Origin of the sequence: Coleofasciculus sp. F4-SAH-05 (genome assembly GCF_040222985.1) — a bacterium.
Classification (GTDB): Bacteria; Cyanobacteriota; Cyanobacteriia; order Cyanobacteriales; family Coleofasciculaceae; genus Coleofasciculus; species Coleofasciculus chthonoplastes.
Genome location: NZ_JAVKBY010000136.1, coordinates 1 through 15,913, shown reverse-complemented (window position 1 = coordinate 15,913; position 15,913 = coordinate 1). Strand labels below are relative to the sequence as shown.

General features: G+C 44.9%; 14 protein-coding genes. 11 read left to right on the top strand and 3 right to left on the bottom strand.

The genetic code is table 11. The features are described 5' to 3' along the window. Nucleotides 1–97: 97 nt before the first annotated feature. Nucleotides 98–1,213 (bottom strand): RNA-guided endonuclease InsQ/TnpB family protein, encoded by a 1,116-nt coding sequence (locus RIG27_RS16585; RefSeq protein WP_446346918.1) that lies wholly within the window; start codon nt 1,211–1,213, stop codon nt 98–100. 489 nt (nt 1,214–1,702) lie between these two features. On the opposite strand from RIG27_RS16585, the gene RIG27_RS16580 reads away from it, so the two are divergent. The 9 genes from RIG27_RS16580 (at nt 1,703) to cofH (ending at nt 11,165) form a co-directional block, all read left to right on the top strand. Then, nucleotides 1,703–2,287 carry a cell division protein SepF gene (locus tag RIG27_RS16580; protein ID WP_446346916.1) on the top strand — a complete coding sequence of 195 codons (585 nt, stop codon included), beginning with the start codon at nt 1,703–1,705 and terminating at the stop codon, nt 2,285–2,287. 51 nt (nt 2,288–2,338) lie between these two features. Beyond that, nucleotides 2,339–3,160, top strand: coding sequence for a pyrroline-5-carboxylate reductase (gene proC, locus RIG27_RS16575; RefSeq protein WP_446346914.1), 822 nt, complete (start codon nt 2,339–2,341; stop codon nt 3,158–3,160). A gap of 181 nt (nt 3,161–3,341) precedes the next feature. Beyond that, the gene (locus RIG27_RS16570; protein ID WP_446346912.1) at nt 3,342–4,352 is read left to right on the top strand and encodes an ABC transporter substrate-binding protein; all 1,011 of its coding nucleotides are present in this window, start codon (nt 3,342–3,344) and stop codon (nt 4,350–4,352) included. Between the two features lie 40 nt (nt 4,353–4,392). Further along, entirely contained in the window at nt 4,393–5,184 is a 792-nt protein-coding gene (locus RIG27_RS16565; protein ID WP_446346910.1) for an ABC transporter ATP-binding protein, read from the top strand. A 59-nt stretch (nt 5,185–5,243) separates the two neighbouring features. Next, nucleotides 5,244–6,065, top strand: coding sequence for an ABC transporter permease (locus RIG27_RS16560; RefSeq protein ID WP_446344872.1), 822 nt, complete (start codon nt 5,244–5,246; stop codon nt 6,063–6,065). Between the two features lie 176 nt (nt 6,066–6,241). Next, nucleotides 6,242–7,201, top strand: coding sequence for a glycosyltransferase family 2 protein (locus tag RIG27_RS16555; protein ID WP_446346908.1), 960 nt, complete (start codon nt 6,242–6,244; stop codon nt 7,199–7,201). A gap of 127 nt (nt 7,202–7,328) precedes the next feature. After that, a complete protein-coding gene (locus RIG27_RS16550; RefSeq protein WP_446346906.1) occupies nt 7,329–7,559 on the top strand; it encodes a hypothetical protein in 231 nt (76 codons plus the stop codon). A 17-nt stretch (nt 7,560–7,576) separates the two neighbouring features. Continuing rightward, entirely contained in the window at nt 7,577–9,577 is a 2,001-nt protein-coding gene (locus tag RIG27_RS16545; RefSeq protein ID WP_446346904.1) for an ArnT family glycosyltransferase, read from the top strand. Nucleotides 9,578–10,010: 433 nt separating this feature from the next. Further along, on the top strand, nt 10,011–11,165 hold the full coding sequence (gene cofH, locus RIG27_RS16540) for a 7,8-didemethyl-8-hydroxy-5-deazariboflavin synthase subunit CofH (protein WP_446346902.1): 1,155 nt from the start codon (nt 10,011–10,013) through the stop codon (nt 11,163–11,165). A gap of 228 nt (nt 11,166–11,393) precedes the next feature. On the opposite strand, the gene RIG27_RS16535 is transcribed toward cofH, so the two are convergent. Both RIG27_RS16535 and RIG27_RS16530 read right to left on the bottom strand, forming a co-directional pair. Continuing rightward, entirely contained in the window at nt 11,394–12,101 is a 708-nt protein-coding gene (locus RIG27_RS16535) for a DevA family ABC transporter ATP-binding protein (RefSeq protein ID WP_446346901.1), read from the bottom strand. 103 nt (nt 12,102–12,204) lie between these two features. Continuing rightward, nucleotides 12,205–13,146 carry a response regulator gene (locus RIG27_RS16530; RefSeq protein ID WP_446344886.1) on the bottom strand — a complete coding sequence of 314 codons (942 nt, stop codon included), beginning with the start codon at nt 13,144–13,146 and terminating at the stop codon, nt 12,205–12,207. A 216-nt stretch (nt 13,147–13,362) separates the two neighbouring features. Between RIG27_RS16530 and RIG27_RS16525 the strand changes: the two genes are divergently transcribed. Both RIG27_RS16525 and RIG27_RS16520 read left to right on the top strand, forming a co-directional pair. After that, nucleotides 13,363–14,457: a RuBisCO accumulation factor 1 gene (locus RIG27_RS16525; RefSeq protein ID WP_446346899.1), complete on the top strand. Its 1,095-nt coding sequence runs from the start codon at nt 13,363–13,365 to the stop codon at nt 14,455–14,457. A 461-nt stretch (nt 14,458–14,918) separates the two neighbouring features. Next, entirely contained in the window at nt 14,919–15,518 is a 600-nt protein-coding gene (locus RIG27_RS16520) for a molybdenum cofactor guanylyltransferase (RefSeq protein WP_446346920.1), read from the top strand. The last annotated feature ends 395 nt before the right edge of the window (nt 15,519–15,913 follow it).

The following is a 15,913-nucleotide window of genomic DNA, read 5'->3' as shown; positions in this document are numbered from 1 at the left end:
TAGATGACAGAGCAACAAACTGGCGTCGTATTTGTAGGTGTCTTGACTCAAAAAACGGAGTACAAAAGTACTTAGACTGGTCAACTAGGGCTTTCTTTCAAGCCCCCACTGTACCCGTAGGGTCAGTGGTGGGTTGTTGACAGTGGCATTCAGGGCAACAATGGACTCGATCAGAGAGTTCTTTTCTCGCTGTGATTCGGCAATTTGGGCAAGTTTGAGAAGTCCCTTTATGGTCTACTTCTCCAACAAATACTCCTCGCTTCTTACCGACAAACTTGACAATAGAGCGAAACTGACCAAACCCTGCATCAATTGTATGCTTTCCCAAAAAACCCTTCGCCATAATACGGAAATCAATGTCCTCGACAAAGATAGTATCCGCCATGTCGCAAAGCTTATGGGCAAGTTTATATTGATAATCCTTCCGCTTGAAAGCGATATGATTATGCTGCAACTCTACCTTTTTTCTAGCTTTCTCGTAGTTCTTGGAACGCTTCTGTTTCTTCGCTAACCGACGTTGTAGCACTTTAAGCCGACTTTGTTCGGTTTTGAAGAATTTGCGTCCAGGCTCAGAGTAGCCATCGCTGGTTGCCAAGTAGGAAAGCAGTCCCACATCAACTCCAATGGCATGACCATGAGGGGAAGGTTCTGGAATCTCGACATCTGAGTACAGACAGATAACTGCAAACCATCCCATCGCCTTTTTGACCATCCGCACTTGTTTGACTACAAACCCGTCAGGGATAGGTCGATGCAGGTTGATTTCGACTTTCCCTAATTTGGGAAGTTGAATATGCCAACCTGTAATCGGGTTGGTTTTGAACTGCGGGAATACCATCGACTTCATTTGTCCTACTTTCTTGAAGCGAGGAAAACCATATCCCCTCTGCCTGAAAAAGTCCCAAGCGTCATGCAACCTTCTAATGTTAGTCTGCAAAACTTGGGAGGGAACAGATTTGAGCCGAGGAAATTCTTTCTTGGCTGATGGTAGATTGTTTTGTTGTTGGTGGTAACTAGGGAATGGGTAGTCAGCACTCATAATGTACTCAGATTCCAAGCTACACCGATCTATTGGACACTTGCGAGAAGCAATCCAATCCTTGAGTTCCCGTAACCCATAGTTATAGGACACCCGCAGCGTTTCCAACCACTCATCGAGAAGTTGGGTTTGCTGTTGGTCGGGTTTGATACGGTAGGTGTAGTTTAGAATCATGACTAGATTCTACCACTCTTTTCTCAAAATGGTAAACGTCAATTTAGGGGGCATCGAACCCCGCTCAATTGACTTGGGGAGTGAAGGCATCCCAACGCCAAATCAGAGATTATGGCGTAGGACTTATAGCTCCCCAAACCCCTCGTCAGTTAAGTAGGCGAGGAATGGAGCGATTAATTAGCATCATGAGTAAGCAACTGCTGTATAGTGCCAAAATAACTCTTATGATAAGTATTGTCTTGTAAGTAATCCCTGAGTGTTTTCACCGTTATGGGCATAGAACTACCCGTTTGATTAGAAGCGAGTGTATACTAAGGGCTTACTTTTGACAAGCTCCGGTGGTAGGAAATGTTAGGCGATCGCGGGGTAAGCTAGCCGTTTGCTTGGGGTTTCGGTCTCAACCCGCAAGAGTTAAAGACTGATACCTCAACGAGGGTCGATTTTAGCGTTTCCCGACAAACCCTAAAGTTGTGATGGAGAGTAGATCCAATGAACAATATTTTTAACAAGCTGCGAGATTTTGTGGTCGGTCCCAATGATCCCGAATATGAGTATGAATACGAGGACGTGGATGGAGAGACGTATCAAAATCTATATCAGCAAGAACCACCTATGCCAGCGCCAGCGGAGGAAGAACGTCCTCCTCGACGTCGGGTTCGGGAACGTCCCGTTGTAGGATCGGATTCAGGAATGGGAGCGGTAAATATGAACAATGTGATTGGTATGCCGGGAGCGGTTAACGGGATTTCGGAAGTCGCCGTGATTGAGCCGCGTTCGTTTGAAGAAATGCCCCAGGTGATTCAAGCCCTGAGAGAGCGCAAGTCAGTGGTTTTAAATCTAACCATGATGGACCCTGATCAAGCTCAACGAGCAGTGGATTTTGTCGCCGGCGGAACTTATGCGATCGACGGTCATCAAGAACGCATTGGTGAGAGTATTTTCCTATTTACACCAAGCTGTGTACAAGTAAGCACTCAATCGGGTGTCATTCACGAAGTTGCTGAACAAACTCGTGGGTCACGTTCAGCGCCTCCTCCCAGTTGGACGTCTGAGCCGGAACGTATGGCTCAGTAATTCAATTGAGATTGTCGAAAAGCGAATGTCCGTTCACTAAAGGAAGGGTGGGTGTCTATCAAACTTGGCATAATCGGCGGCGGGGTAATGGGAGAAGCGATCTTATCCCGCCTGATCGCACAGCAAGTTTATCGCCCTGATCAGGTGCTGGTCAGTGATCCTCAAGCCCAGCGACGAGAGGATTTAAGCCAACGCTATGGGGTTAATGTCACCTCAGATAATGGGGTGACGGCGAAAGCTGAGGAGGTTTTACTTTTGGCAATTAAACCTCAAGTGTTTAAGGCGGTAGCGAGTGACTTGGTGTCCAACGATGACAATTATTCCCCAGCTTCGGAAAACCTACCCGTAGTGATTTCGATTTTAGCGGGTGTATCTTTAGGGAAGCTCGAAGCCGCTTTTGAGCATCAGCCAGTCATTCGGGCGATGCCCAATACCCCAGCCACGGTAGGAGCCGGAATAACCGCGATCGCACCTGGAAAAACTGTCACCGCTAATCATCTGGAGGTGGCAAAAACCCTTTTGGGTGCAGTGGGCGAAGTGGTAGAGGTGTCGGAATCCCTCATGGATGCTGTCACCGGATTATCGGGCTCCGGACCTGCTTATGTGGCAGTAATGATTGAAGCCTTAGCTGACGGGGGTGTCGCCGCCGGATTACCTAGAGCGATCGCGTCTAAATTAGCACTTTCGACGGTATGGGGAACAGCACAACTGTTGCAGGATAAACAACTTCACCCCGCTCAGCTTAAAGACCAAGTGACGAGTCCAGGTGGCACTACAATTGCGGGAGTGGCTGAATTAGAGCGTTCTGGTTTCCGTTCGGCACTGATAGAAGCGGTACAAGCCGCTTATCGGCGCTCTCAACAACTGGGCTAATAATCAGGGTAAGCTCATCTAATTGGGTATAAATTATACTTGACAATGAAAGTTGAGTTAACCAACTATTCGGCTCAGGATTGTTGTTTAATCCCGATAGTCGGTAAAATTATTAAAGAATAATTTAGCTCCAGTCATTTACCTAATGCTGAAAAATTATCCGCTCAAGCGCCGGAAATTTATGCAACTTAGCTCCATTGCTCTCGGGAGTAGTATTTTGGCAGCTTGTACCCCGACAAACACGACATCATCCACTTCGGAATCACTGGGAAACCTAGATAAAATTAAATTTAGTCTGAGTTGGAAAGCTGAAGCCGAGTATGGAGGATTCTATCAGGCATTCGCGACCGGAATTTATCGCCAACATGGTCTAGATGTCACGATTCAACCAGCAAGTCCTCAAACCAATACTACCCAATTACTCATGGGAGGTGTGGTTGATTTTAGTATGGGAAGTGGGGTTAATGCCATCCAAGCCATACAACAAGGAATTCCCAAAGTCACAGTTGCCGCTATTTTCCAAAAAGAAATAAAAGTTTTATTAACTCACCCCGGAGTAGGGAATGACTCCTTTGCTGATTTAAAAGGTAAACCAATTTTTATCAGTCCTGGCTCAATTTATTGGCCCTTTTTGAAGGCAAAGTATGGCTTCACTGATGCTCAAATACGACCGTACAACTTCAATGTTAGTCCATTTTTAGTCGATCAGAATTCAGCGCAACAAGGACTTTTGACATCGGAACCCTACACAATTGAAAAAGAAGGAGGATTTAAACCCAATATTTTACTTTTAGCCGATGTTGGATACAATCCTTATACATTTACGATCGAAACGACGAAGAAGTTAGTCGAAACCAATCCAGATTTAGTCCAGCGGTTTGTGGATGCGTCAATTAAGGGATGGTATAGCTATCTAGAAAACCCTGAACCTGCCAATCAACTGATTAAACAAGATAATCCCGAAATGACAGATGGCTTAATTGCCTATGGTCTAAATAAGCTCAAAGACTATAATATCATTCTCTCCAGGGATGCCGAAACCCAGGGAATTGGTGCCATGACTGACAAACGCTGGGAAGGCTTATTTAATGAATTAGCGGCAGTGGGAGTCTTCGACGGGAATACAGATTATCAACAGGCTTATACCCTAGAGTTTGTGAATAAAGGACTCGATTATTATTTATCACAGTAATTTATCAACAGGTTAAAATCAAGGGAGCGATGGATTGCTGATGAATTCCCAACCTTTAATTACTCTGAGTCAGGTCAACAAGTTCTTTGAGAATGGAATCCAGGCTTTAAAAAACTTAAATTTGACGATTAGTCCCGGTGAATTTATAAGTTTAGTCGGACCATCGGGATGTGGGAAAAGTACCTTACTCCGCATAATTGCCGGACTGACGACTCAGAATTCAGGAACAATTCAGTGGCGCGATCAGCCAAGTTATTCCCCAGGAAATCCCACAGACCAAGAAAACCTGGCGTTTGTGTTCCAAGAACCGGCACTCATGCCTTGGGCAACTGTCAGGGGCAATGTCCGTTTACCCCTAAAATTGACAGGAATGCCGAAAAAAGACGCCGATTATGCCATTAAGGAAGCTCTCCAATTAGTCGGACTGGAACGCTTTGCCAAATCCTATCCACGTCAGCTTTCGGGTGGGATGAAAATGCGTGTATCAATTGCCAGAGCCCTAGTTACCTCTCCCACAGTCTTGCTTATGGATGAACCCTTTGGTGCATTAGATGATATTACCCGAACTCAGTTAAATGTCGAGTTACTTTCTTTATGGCGTCAACAACATTGGACAATTATTTTTGTCACGCACAATATATATGAAGCCGTTTATCTATCAAACCGGGTAGTGGTGATGGCACCGAGTCCGGGTCGAGTAATCAGCGATATCACCATTGAGGAACCTTATCCACGTTCTGAAGCATTTCGCACCTCCGTAGATTATGTACAATATTGCCAGCAAGTAGCCAGTGAATTATCGAAAGGCATGATGGCTGAAGGCTATATTTAATCGGAAGTTACCTTTAATCACGATTTGAACCGATCGAGGATAATCATATAATCAACATCATGAAAAAGGTTGTCGGGAAAAAACTGCGGTTAAACTATTTATTCTCTCTGGAGTTGATGGCTCCGGTTGTGGTGGGAATCTTGGTTTTACTAGCTTGGGAAATTTCGGTTAAAATAACTAAAATCCCCCCTTACTTATTGCCAAGTCCTAGTCTGATTCTGAAGACATTAATCAGTGATTGGTTATTGTTATTTCCCGCATTGATCGTTACCTTAAAGATTACCGTGGTGGCTTTTGTCACGGCGGCAGTTTTAGGATTATTGATTGCCATGTTAATGGCTCAGAGTAAATGGATTGAAAAAAGCTTATATCCTTATGCGGTAATCCTGCAAACAATGCCGATGGCAGCCATCGCGCCTTTAATTATTATTTGGCTGAGAAACAATACTTTTGTCGCGTTGGTTCTTTGTGCTTGGATTGTCGCTTTTTTCCCGATTATTTCTAATACCACATTCGGTCTTAATAGCGTTGATCGCAACTTGCGCGATCTATTTCGCCTCTATAAAGCCTCTCCTTGGCAAACTATGTTATATTTAAGACTGCCAAGTGCATTACCCTATTTTCTATCCGGCTTACGGATTAGTGGTGGATTATCATTAATTGGTGCCGTGGTGGCTGAATTTGTGGCGGGCACTGGGGGTACTGATTCAGGATTAGCTTATCAAATGCTGATTGCCAGTTACAATCTAGAAATTCCCCGAATGTTTGCGGCTTTAGTGATGATTAGCGGTCTAGGAATCTTGATTTTTATCCTCTTGACGACTGGCTCTAACTTACTGCTAGGTAAATGGCATGAAAGTTCTTTGAGAAGAGACCCCTAGTAAACCCTATTTATCCAGAAACAAGGTTGATCAAAAAATAACAAATTATTTATCGCTAAAATTTATTAATTTTAAATGTTACCAAAAAATAAGATTAATGACATACATGAAAAGGAGTAATCTTCTGGATTGAATAATTACGAGTTCCCGGTTTTCCATCCCCTATTTTATGGACGATGCTGGCAAAGTATTCTTGGATTATTCCCATCTACAACGAAGAAGAAACTCTCCGGGAAATGTATCGTCGGATCAGCGCTGTCGCCGATCGCATGGATGGTCTTGTAGAATTCATTTTAATTAATGATGGCAGTCGCGATCGCTCTCTACAGATTATCCGAGAACTGCACCAGCAGGACAAGCGAGTCTGTTATCTTAGTTTGGCACGTAACTTTGGGCATCAGATGGCGGTAACGGCAGGTCTGAATTTTGCCCGAGGTCAGGTTATTGTCGTCCTAGATGCGGATTTGCAAGATCCACCGGAGTTGATCCCCGATATGGTGGAAAAATGGCGGCAAGGTTATCAAGTGGTGTATGCTCAGCGCATTAAACGTCGTCAGGAACGTTGGTTTAAACGCTTCACTGCTTACGTATTTTATCGTCTCCTCAAGGCTCTAGCCGAGGTGGATATTCCCACAGATACCGGTGATTTTTGTTTAATGGATCGGCAAGTTGTAGATTTGCTCAATGCCATGCCCGAACAAAACCGCTACATTCGAGGCTTGCGATCGTGGGTAGGTTTTCCGCAGACTGCCATTCGGTTTGAACGTGATCCCCGTTTTGCTGGGGATGTCAAATACACATTTCGCAAATCCTTGGCGTTAGCCGTGAACAGTTTAGTCTCCTTCTCTAAAGTACCGTTACGACTATCCACCTATCTCGGATTGCTATCGGCGGCGTTAGCTTTATTCATGTCAGTGTTAGTCCTGTACTGGCGTTTAGCTTCACCTAATTCTCCTCTAACGGGATTTGCCACGATCGCGATCGCCATTTTCTTTCTGGGATCAGTTCAGCTAATCAGTATTGGCATATTAGGGGAATATATTGGGCGAATTTATGAAGAGGTCAAAGCCAGACCCCTTTATACCCTAGCAGAAGTGGGTGGTTTCCCTGATCACTCTAGATCCCCAATCCGTTAATTTTGTCAACACTCTAGACTCAATAAACATTCAAATTGAGTATGCCAAAAAAGTATAACTATAACTTTAGAGTATCTAACAATAGATACTCTATGCCCAAGAAGCACGGCAGTACAGCCTCTGGACAGTGACTGTATTATTATCAAGCTGGGCATTGCTGCGAGCCATGCGTCTCCACAGTAAACTGAACTGGGGAGTTTATGCTGTAACTCTGGCACTGGGATTCTATATTGAGACTCGTAATCTGCCAAAGCAATCCAGCATTCTCCATTCTGAGCAACATTCACTGGACAATTATCCTACGGTTGCCCAGCAATTCTATCCCTGGTTAGTCACTGTCTACAAGATAGAAAATTAAGACTATTGGTTTAATTCGTGAACGGAATCATCAATATGCTGGCTTGCTTACCTTTACTCTCATTATTGCTTCTATTTCTAATTTTCCAATATCCAGGTCAAGACTGGCGGGGTTCTGTCTTATCCGCCGCGATTGTCTGGGGAGTTGTGATCACGGTATTGACTGAGACGTTAAGTCTATTTAGAGTCTTGACATTTAGTTCAGTGTTGGTCTTGTGGCTGATTACAGATATCGCACTCTTGTTTATCTATTATCGACTGGTTAAGAGAGGAAAGCGATCGCTAAATTTCCCTGAACGCCCCAAACTCACCCCAGTCTCGCTGGTTTTGCTGGGCGGTGTCGTCTGTATCGTGGCGACAGTGGGTTTAATTGCTGTGGTAGCGCCGCCGAATAATTGGGATTCTATGACCTATCATCTGGCGCGGGTGGTTCATTGGATACAAAATCGCAGTGTTGCCCATTATCCTACCTACTATTCGGCTCAATTAGTTCACCCCCCGTTTGCCGAATTTGTGATCATGCACTTACAGATTCTCAGTCGGGGCGATCGCTTGGCTAATTTGGTGCAATGGTTGAGTATGGTTGGCAGCATTATTGGCGTATCCCTAATAGCTAAACAACTGGGTGCAGATCAACGGGGGCAAATTTTCGCGGCGATTTTCTGCGCTACGATTCCTATGGGAATCCTGCAAGCGTCCAGCACTCAAAATGACTATGCTGTCGCTTTTTGGCTAGTTTGTCTTGCCCATTATATTCTGTTGGCATTGCCCGAAAAAAAGATTCCGCTTCCCTTAGTTCTAAGTATTGGCGCTAGCTTAGGACTGGCTGTTTTTACCAAGAGTTCAGGCTATATCTATGCCTTTCCTTTAATGGTTTGGTTTTTCCTGGCGAAACTAAACCGCCTAGGCTGGAAATTATGGAAACCAATAGGTATCATTACTCTTATATTCTTAAGTCTGAACTTAGGTCATTATTTACGCAACTTTGACTTATATAGAAATCCCATATCGGTAGCCGAATATTCAGCCGACTATAAAATAGAAGTGTACAGCCTGCCGACCTGGATCTCCAATATTATCCGGAATCTTTCTCTCCATGTTGATATCGTTAGATACCTAGGACTACAGGATTTTATTACGCCGATTACGGGGATTAGCCACAAATTAATCAGTATAATTCATTCCGTTTTGGGTCTTGACATGAATGATCCTAGAACAACTTACCCCCTAAACTCTTATACGGTTCCGGGTCTATCCTTTGATGAAAATGTTGCCGGAAATCCCCTGCATCTATTACTCATTGCTTTAGCGATTATAGTTTTTGTGTTTAACAAAAAATTGAGGACAAAAAACAATGTAATCGGTTATGTATTGGCATTAATTGGTGGCTTCTTACTCCTTTGTTGGATGCTAAAAATCCAACCTTATCAAAGTCGCCACCATCTTTCGCTGTTTGTCCTATTTTCGTCTTTTGTCGGTTTAGTTTTTGCCCAAAACTGGAATCTTCATGTTTTAATTATTCTGGCTGTGATTATGCTTGTGGCATCAATTACCTTTGTGGTTGGTAATAAATTTCGACCTATTGCTGCCGAGCAAAATATATTCAACACCAGCCGAAATGAACTATACTTTACGAATCGTAAATATCTCAAAAAACCCTATTTCGCGACCGTTGATTTTCTCAAAAAACAAAACTGTGAAACGATTGGGTTATCTCTAGGAGGTACACCTATACCATCGGGGACGTATTGGGAATATCCATTTTGGGTACTTTTACAGGAAAATAATCCTCAAACTATTCGGGTTGAGCATATTTTACATCCGGATAATCGCTCGAATGCCAAATCGAAGATATATCCCCACAATAATTTTAATCCTTGTGCCATTATTGCGATTAGAAGTAGTAAAGAGGAACTCGTTAAAGAAATGGTGGTTCAGAGTAGCACTTATGTAAGTGCTTGGTCAGCTAACTCAGACCAGATAAATGTGTTAGTTAAAGATAGGGGAGAGGTTAAATAATTGGTATTTTCTAACTTATAAATAAGGGCAGATTTTGTTGATATGTTATTGGTGAGATAGGGCGGGTTTTGTTGTTCATTGATTTCAGGTAATTTTGAACTTATAAATAAGGGCAGATTTTGTTGATATGTTATTGGTGAGATAGGGCGGGTTTTGTTGTTCATTGATTTCAGCAATAGCTGACTTTAGTTCCTAAACCCGCCCCTACAGTTCCTAAACCCGCCCCTACAGTTCCTAAACCCGCCCCTTGATCCTCCTGAATTTACCCACACCCCACACCCCATACCCTGTCTCCTTTTTAGCTGTCTTACCCGCCCATTGAGGTGTAAGCCTCTGCGCCTTCAGCCGGGGGAGTGTCAATGATTACTGGCTCGATACTTAGCGGGCATAGTAGTATCAAGATGAGTGTTTCCCTATCTTTTCCAGATATCCCGTGATTACCAACTCCGTTGACGCAATTCTTAACCGTGCCCTAGCTGGTGAAGACATTTCTCCAGAGGAAGGTGTGATTCTCCTCCAGCAAACTGAACCGACTGCTGTGACAGCGATTCAGGAAACGGCTGACCAATTGCGCCATCACCAAGCAGGCGATCGCGTCACCTACGTGATTAACCGTAATATTAACTTTACCAATATTTGTACTCAACACTGTAGTTTCTGTGCCTTCCGCCGCGATGCGGGTACAGAGGGCGCTTATTGGCTAGATTGGGGACAAATTCTGGAAAAAACGGAGGATGCAGTACAACGGGGGGCGACGGAAATTTGTATGCAGGGGGGTTTAAACCCAGAGGCAAAAATTCATGGTGCGGCTTTACCCTATTATCTGGAATTGGTGCAAACGATTAAGCAAGCATTTCCCCAATTACATCTCCATGCATTTTCCCCCCAGGAAGTCCAATTTATCGCCGAACAAGATGGATTGAGGTATGCTGAGGTCATTGCCGCACTGCAAGAGGCTGGGGTTGGTTCAATGCCCGGAACGGCGGCTGAGGTTTTAGATGACGAAGTGCGGCGCATTCTTTGTCCGGAAAAGACAAATACAGCCACCTGGCTAGATATAGTAGGAACAGCGCATCAATTGGGAATGCCTACAACTAGCACAATGCTTTCCGGTCATATTGAAACGAACCAACAGCAAATGGGGCATCTAGCCAAGCTGCGATCGCTCCAGCAACGAACTCGCAATCAAGGTTACTCAGGCTATATTACAGAGTTTATTTTACTGCCGTTTGTTGGTCAAGATGCCCCTAAACCGTTACGTCAGCGTGTGGGGCGAGATCAACCACTTCTTAAAGATGCCCTATTATTAACGGCTGTGGCGCGAATTTTCCTGGGCAATTGGATTCCTAACCATCAACCAAGCTGGGTGAAATTAGGTTTGACTGGGGCGAAAGAAGCCCTGAGATGGGGCTGTAATGATATTGGCGGTACGTTAATGGAAGAACATATTACCACCATGGCAGGGGCGCAAGGGGGAACCTGTATGGAAGTAGAAACGCTTCAGGAAGCCATTCGTTCTCTAGGGCGTTCTGATCAGCAACGAGATACACTTTATCGACCTGTACTACAGTCGTTTTCAGTCGTATGAGTGGGCGATAAATATGAAAGTAAGGGTGGGGAGCGTCATTTGTCATTCGTCATACTCGCTCCCGAAAAGAAGCAAGCTATGTCCTTTGTCAAGGTTTGAGGGTTGTTTACAACACTTAGTATGAGGCTATTGTTTTGTCTGACTACTTATTGTCATTACACAACTGGTATTCTTTCATTTAAGTCAGAACCATGTCGCCCTCAATCAATTATGGATGATTCAACTGGATTACTGGGAAATCGCCACTGATTCAGGTTGTTTAGATAAGCGCCCATCTTCCATATAAATAATCCGATCCGCAATATCCAAAATGCGATTATCGTGGGTTACGAGTAAGATTGTACACCCCTGTTGCTTGGCTAAGTCGTGCATAATATCAACCACATCTCGTCCCGATTTTTTATCGAGAGCGGCGGTAGGTTCATCAGCTAGCACGATTTGGGGACGGCTGACAAGAGCGCGGGCGATCGCGACTCGCTGTTTTTGTCCACCTGATAGATCGGCTGGATAATAATTGATGCGCTCCTCCAAACCAACCTGCTGGAGCATTTGGGCTGCCCGATGGTGGCGTTCTGGCTTGGAAAAGATGCCATGAACTTCTAACCCCATTTGCACGTTCTCAAGCGCCGTTAAGCTGCCGTGTAAGTTGTGTGCCTGAAAAATATAACCATTATGTCGTCTTGCCTTTACCAAGTCATTCTGGCTAGCTTGACAAAGTTCTTGTCCTAACACGTTTAAACTGCCTGACTGAGCCGATCGCAAACCTCCTAATAATGTTAATAGCGTGGTTTTTCCAGACCCCGAAGGACCCGTCATAATCACAATTTCGCCCGCGAAAATCTCTAAATTGATATCGAATAATACCTGTTTTCGCAGTTGTCCTGTGCCAAAGTAGTGGTTGAGTTGATGAATAGAAATTACGGGTTGATTAGTCATTGGTCTTATGTTATGGGACACCCTAGCTGAAAACTAGGATGGGCAAGGTTTATGGCTTAAGTTGACACGGATGTCCCTAAACCCGCCCCTACAGATTCAACACTCAACGACTGGTTGCGATCGCTAAACCAACCTGCTGGGCGGATAGGTGAATCAGTTTTAGCTCATCTTCACTCAGTTTACGCGCCTGTTGTTGCCATTGGAGGGAGAGTAGAGCTAGGAGTTCGCTGCGGTGGACAATTGGAATCAGCAGGTGAGCTTTAATACCAATTTTCTGGTAATACTCTGTGGCTTCTTTGGGAGTTGCACCCGGGGCGTTAATCCAGACTTGTAGTTGACGATTAGCGATCGCGTCTGGCAAGAGGAGATCGGATTCTAGGGGGTTGACAAGGGATTCATCTTGGCTTTGTGTACCTTTTACATCTATCAAATGATCGTCTTCTACCAGTTGCAGGATACAGGTATCTGTGCCGAAGCTGTCGCTAAATACTTGGGCGATTTTGGGCAAGCTGGTTTCTAGGCTTTCTGACTCTTGAGCCACTTGCACCAAGGTTTCCATGAGTGCCATTTGAGCATGGGCTCGCTGCAATTCCTCGGTGCGTTGCTTCAGGAGTTCGTAGGTTTGAACTGCCCGTTCTACCACGGTTTTGAGTTCGTTTGGGTCCCAGGGCTTGGTAATATAGCGGTAGACTTGTCCGGCATTAATGGCTTCTACTAAGTCTTCCACATCCGTAAACCCGGTTAAGATAATCCGCATGGTATCCGGAAACTGGGGGACGGTTTTGCTCAAAAACTCCGTTCCCTTCATTTCTGGCATCCGCTGATCAGAAATAATTACGGCGACTTCTCCTTCATTAGCAAGAACAGAGAGGGCTTGAGCGCCACTTTCAGCTCTGAATACATTAAAGTGACGCCGGAAGGTGCGGTAGAGGAGATCCAAGTTATCGGGTTCATCATCCACCACAAGCATTTTCGGTTTTTGCGATCGCTCCAAACTCATGAACTGACGAGTGATATTATCAAAATTAGGGTTCACCTTGTCCATAACACTACAACAAACTCCAAGCGAGTCAGTTTGAACGGGCGAGCCACAAGGAGCAGGCTATTTGAGTCTGTCCTGTTGTTCAATAGATGTCAACGGTCTTAACTTCAGCTTTTTATCTAACCCTAGCTAATTTTTGCTTTAATCTATTACTATTTAATCACGAGAAATTCAAGACATCTGCTCACTCAAAAAATACGGCAAATTTTCCTTCCCATTATGACTGAAAGATCACCTGGAAATCCTTACCCTAATCCTCAAGCTAACTCAGAGGCAGTAGATGCTGATGCATTAATTCAGTTGCTCAGGCGCAAAGAACGTAACTGGGTGGAGTGGGGACAAGCCTGTCAAAAACTCCAAAGTGCTGGCTATAGTTCCCAAGCCGTTTTTGAACAAACGGGGTTTGAGCCAATCCAACAGAATCAAGTCATTGTAGCATCTCAGGTATACGAAACGTTAGTCAAATCTGGCGTATCGGAAGCCGTGCGATCGCGCTTTGCTCGGACGGGGAGTGATATCCTCTATGAGTTGCGGATTCTCACCCAACCGGAACGAGCCGCCGCCGCTGAGTTTATTGTGGCTAGAAATTTGGATGCAGATGGTGCCCGTGAGGTGGCAAAAGCGATGAAAGAGTTGTCCCGTCGCCGCAGCCTACCAGAAGGATTTTCCGATCACCCAGGTGATGCAGTGGCGTACCAATACTGGAAACTTGCCCAACAACAGCAGAATTTACAGGAGCGATCGCGTTTAGTCGCACGAGGGTTAATGTTTGCTCATAGCCAATCCTCCCGTCAAGAAATTGAGCAGTTACTCACAGAACCCTTAGGGGGGAACCGCCGTCGAGCGCCCCGTTTTCCCCTCTATCGCGTGGAAGCGAGTGAACAATTACCGCGACTGATCCCATTGGTGGGTGAGTTTCCGGTAACGACTGCTGAGTTCCAGCAAGTGGGGGCGGTGAAGACAAAGGGGGCGTTTCAAATTGTCGATTCTGCCCATCAGCAACAGATTGTCGCCATTCCCGGCTGGCAAATCGTGGCAAAGGCACAAGAGCCTGTGGCAATTTTGGGTAATATTACTCAGCTTCCTAAGCAAGAGAATCAAAAATCAGAAGCGGTGTTACTGATTGTTGACCGCAAAACACCAGAATGGGATGCCGATAGTTATTTTATGATTGATCAATCGGGGACATTGGCAATTGAGTGGTTTTCGGAACAGCCCGATATACCTTTACTGGGACAGCTAATTCTGGTGTTGCGTCCCAAGAAAATTCTCGATGAACCGTTGAGTCGGGATTTATGGCAAATTGATGAATAAGTCATTTGTCATTTGTCATTTGTCATTTGTCATTCGTTGATTAGGAACTCTCTCCCCCTGCTTCCCCCGCTCCCTCAGCTCCCCCAGCTTCCAGACGTGCCATGGCACGTCTCTACACTGCTTCCCCTGAAAGTGATCGGTATCACAGAGCTGCCGGAGGGTTATCACTTTACGTTTGTGAAATTTGAGGAAAATTAACATAACTTGACTTGAGCGATGTTGTGCGGTAGCTATCTATGCAATCTCCTATTCTTCTTCCGGGCGCTCTCTCGGAACTCTTTGCCCAAGCGACCAGTTCGGGTTACATGACGAAAGCTGACCGCTATGGACTGATGGCAGCGATTTTAGGCGAAGATCTCAGTACAGACGAGAAATGCGTGATCGATCGCCTACTGCGGGCGGTACGGCGAGGACGGCTACATTTGGCAGATGAACTGTCTGCTGTGCTGACGGATTCCCATCTGTCTTTCTCAGCGCTGGTTTTAGCGGGCGGACAAAGTTCTCGCATGGGTCAGGACAAAGCCTTGATTCCGATCAAGGGTATGCCTTTACTGAGACAGGTTTGTACCATTGCCCTTAAATGTACTCGTGACGTTTTCGTAGTCACTCCTTGGCCCGAACGATATCGAGATATTCTACCAAAACATTGCCATCTGCTCCAAGAAATGCTCATCCTGGGAGAGGCTCAATCTCATGGTCCTTTGGTCGCTTTTGCTCAAGGATTGACTCAAGTGAAACGGGATTGGGTGCTTCTACTCGCTTGTGACTTGCCCCAACTTCAAGTTGAAGTGTTGCAAAGTTGGGCGAATCACTTGACAAATACTCCTAAAAATGTAATCGCATTGCTTCCCCGAAGTCCGAAAGGCTGGGAACCTCTATGTGGCTTTTACCGACGCCAATGTTTACCCCAATTGATTGATTATATTAATCAGGGGGGGCGATCCTTTCAACAATGGCTGGCACAACATCCTGTCCAAGAACTTCCGGTTCGCGATCGCCAGGTTTTATTTAATTGTAATACACCCGAAGATTTGCATGTTTTGACACTCCCCGCCCTATAAGTGCGGGGATTCTTAGTTCCGCGACACACCTTACAATTATCTATCCTTACAATTATCTATCCTTGCGGCAATACTTAAACCAAACACCCGTAGAAAACTACCAAGTATTGAGCCTAATTTAGATAACTCCAGAGGGCTTGTCTCCCTAAGCGTTTAGAGATTAATCTCTATGTTTCGGTCTGCCCGACCGCACATTGTTTTTGTCTTATGACTAATGCATTGCAGCACTTTTCTGGTATCGGCACTCGTTTAAGTCCATGCGTTTTTAAGATGCGTTTTTAAGATGCGTTTTTAAGATGCGTTTTTAAGATGCGTTTTTAAGATGCGTTTTTAAGATGCGTTTTTAAGATGCGTTTTTAAGATGCGTTTTTAAGATGCGTTTTTAAGATGAGTTT

Excerpts from the sequence above, each read along its gene's own strand:
- RIG27_RS16525 (WP_446346899.1), top strand. The coding sequence starts at position 13,363 with ATGACTGAAAGATCACCTGGAAATCCTTACCCTAATCCTCAAGCTAAC.
- RIG27_RS16570 (WP_446346912.1), top strand. The coding sequence starts at position 3,342 with ATGCAACTTAGCTCCATTGCTCTCGGGAGTAGTATTTTGGCAGCTTGT.
- RIG27_RS16560 (WP_446344872.1), top strand. The coding sequence starts at position 5,244 with ATGAAAAAGGTTGTCGGGAAAAAACTGCGGTTAAACTATTTATTCTCT.
- RIG27_RS16580 (WP_446346916.1), top strand. The coding sequence starts at position 1,703 with ATGAACAATATTTTTAACAAGCTGCGAGATTTTGTGGTCGGTCCCAAT.
- RIG27_RS16530 (WP_446344886.1), bottom strand. The coding sequence starts at position 13,146 with ATGGACAAGGTGAACCCTAATTTTGATAATATCACTCGTCAGTTCATG.
- RIG27_RS16585 (WP_446346918.1), bottom strand. The coding sequence starts at position 1,213 with ATGATTCTAAACTACACCTACCGTATCAAACCCGACCAACAGCAAACC.
- RIG27_RS16555 (WP_446346908.1), top strand. The coding sequence starts at position 6,242 with ATGCTGGCAAAGTATTCTTGGATTATTCCCATCTACAACGAAGAAGAA.
- RIG27_RS16535 (WP_446346901.1), bottom strand. The coding sequence starts at position 12,101 with ATGACTAATCAACCCGTAATTTCTATTCATCAACTCAACCACTACTTT.
- RIG27_RS16565 (WP_446346910.1), top strand. The coding sequence starts at position 4,393 with ATGAATTCCCAACCTTTAATTACTCTGAGTCAGGTCAACAAGTTCTTT.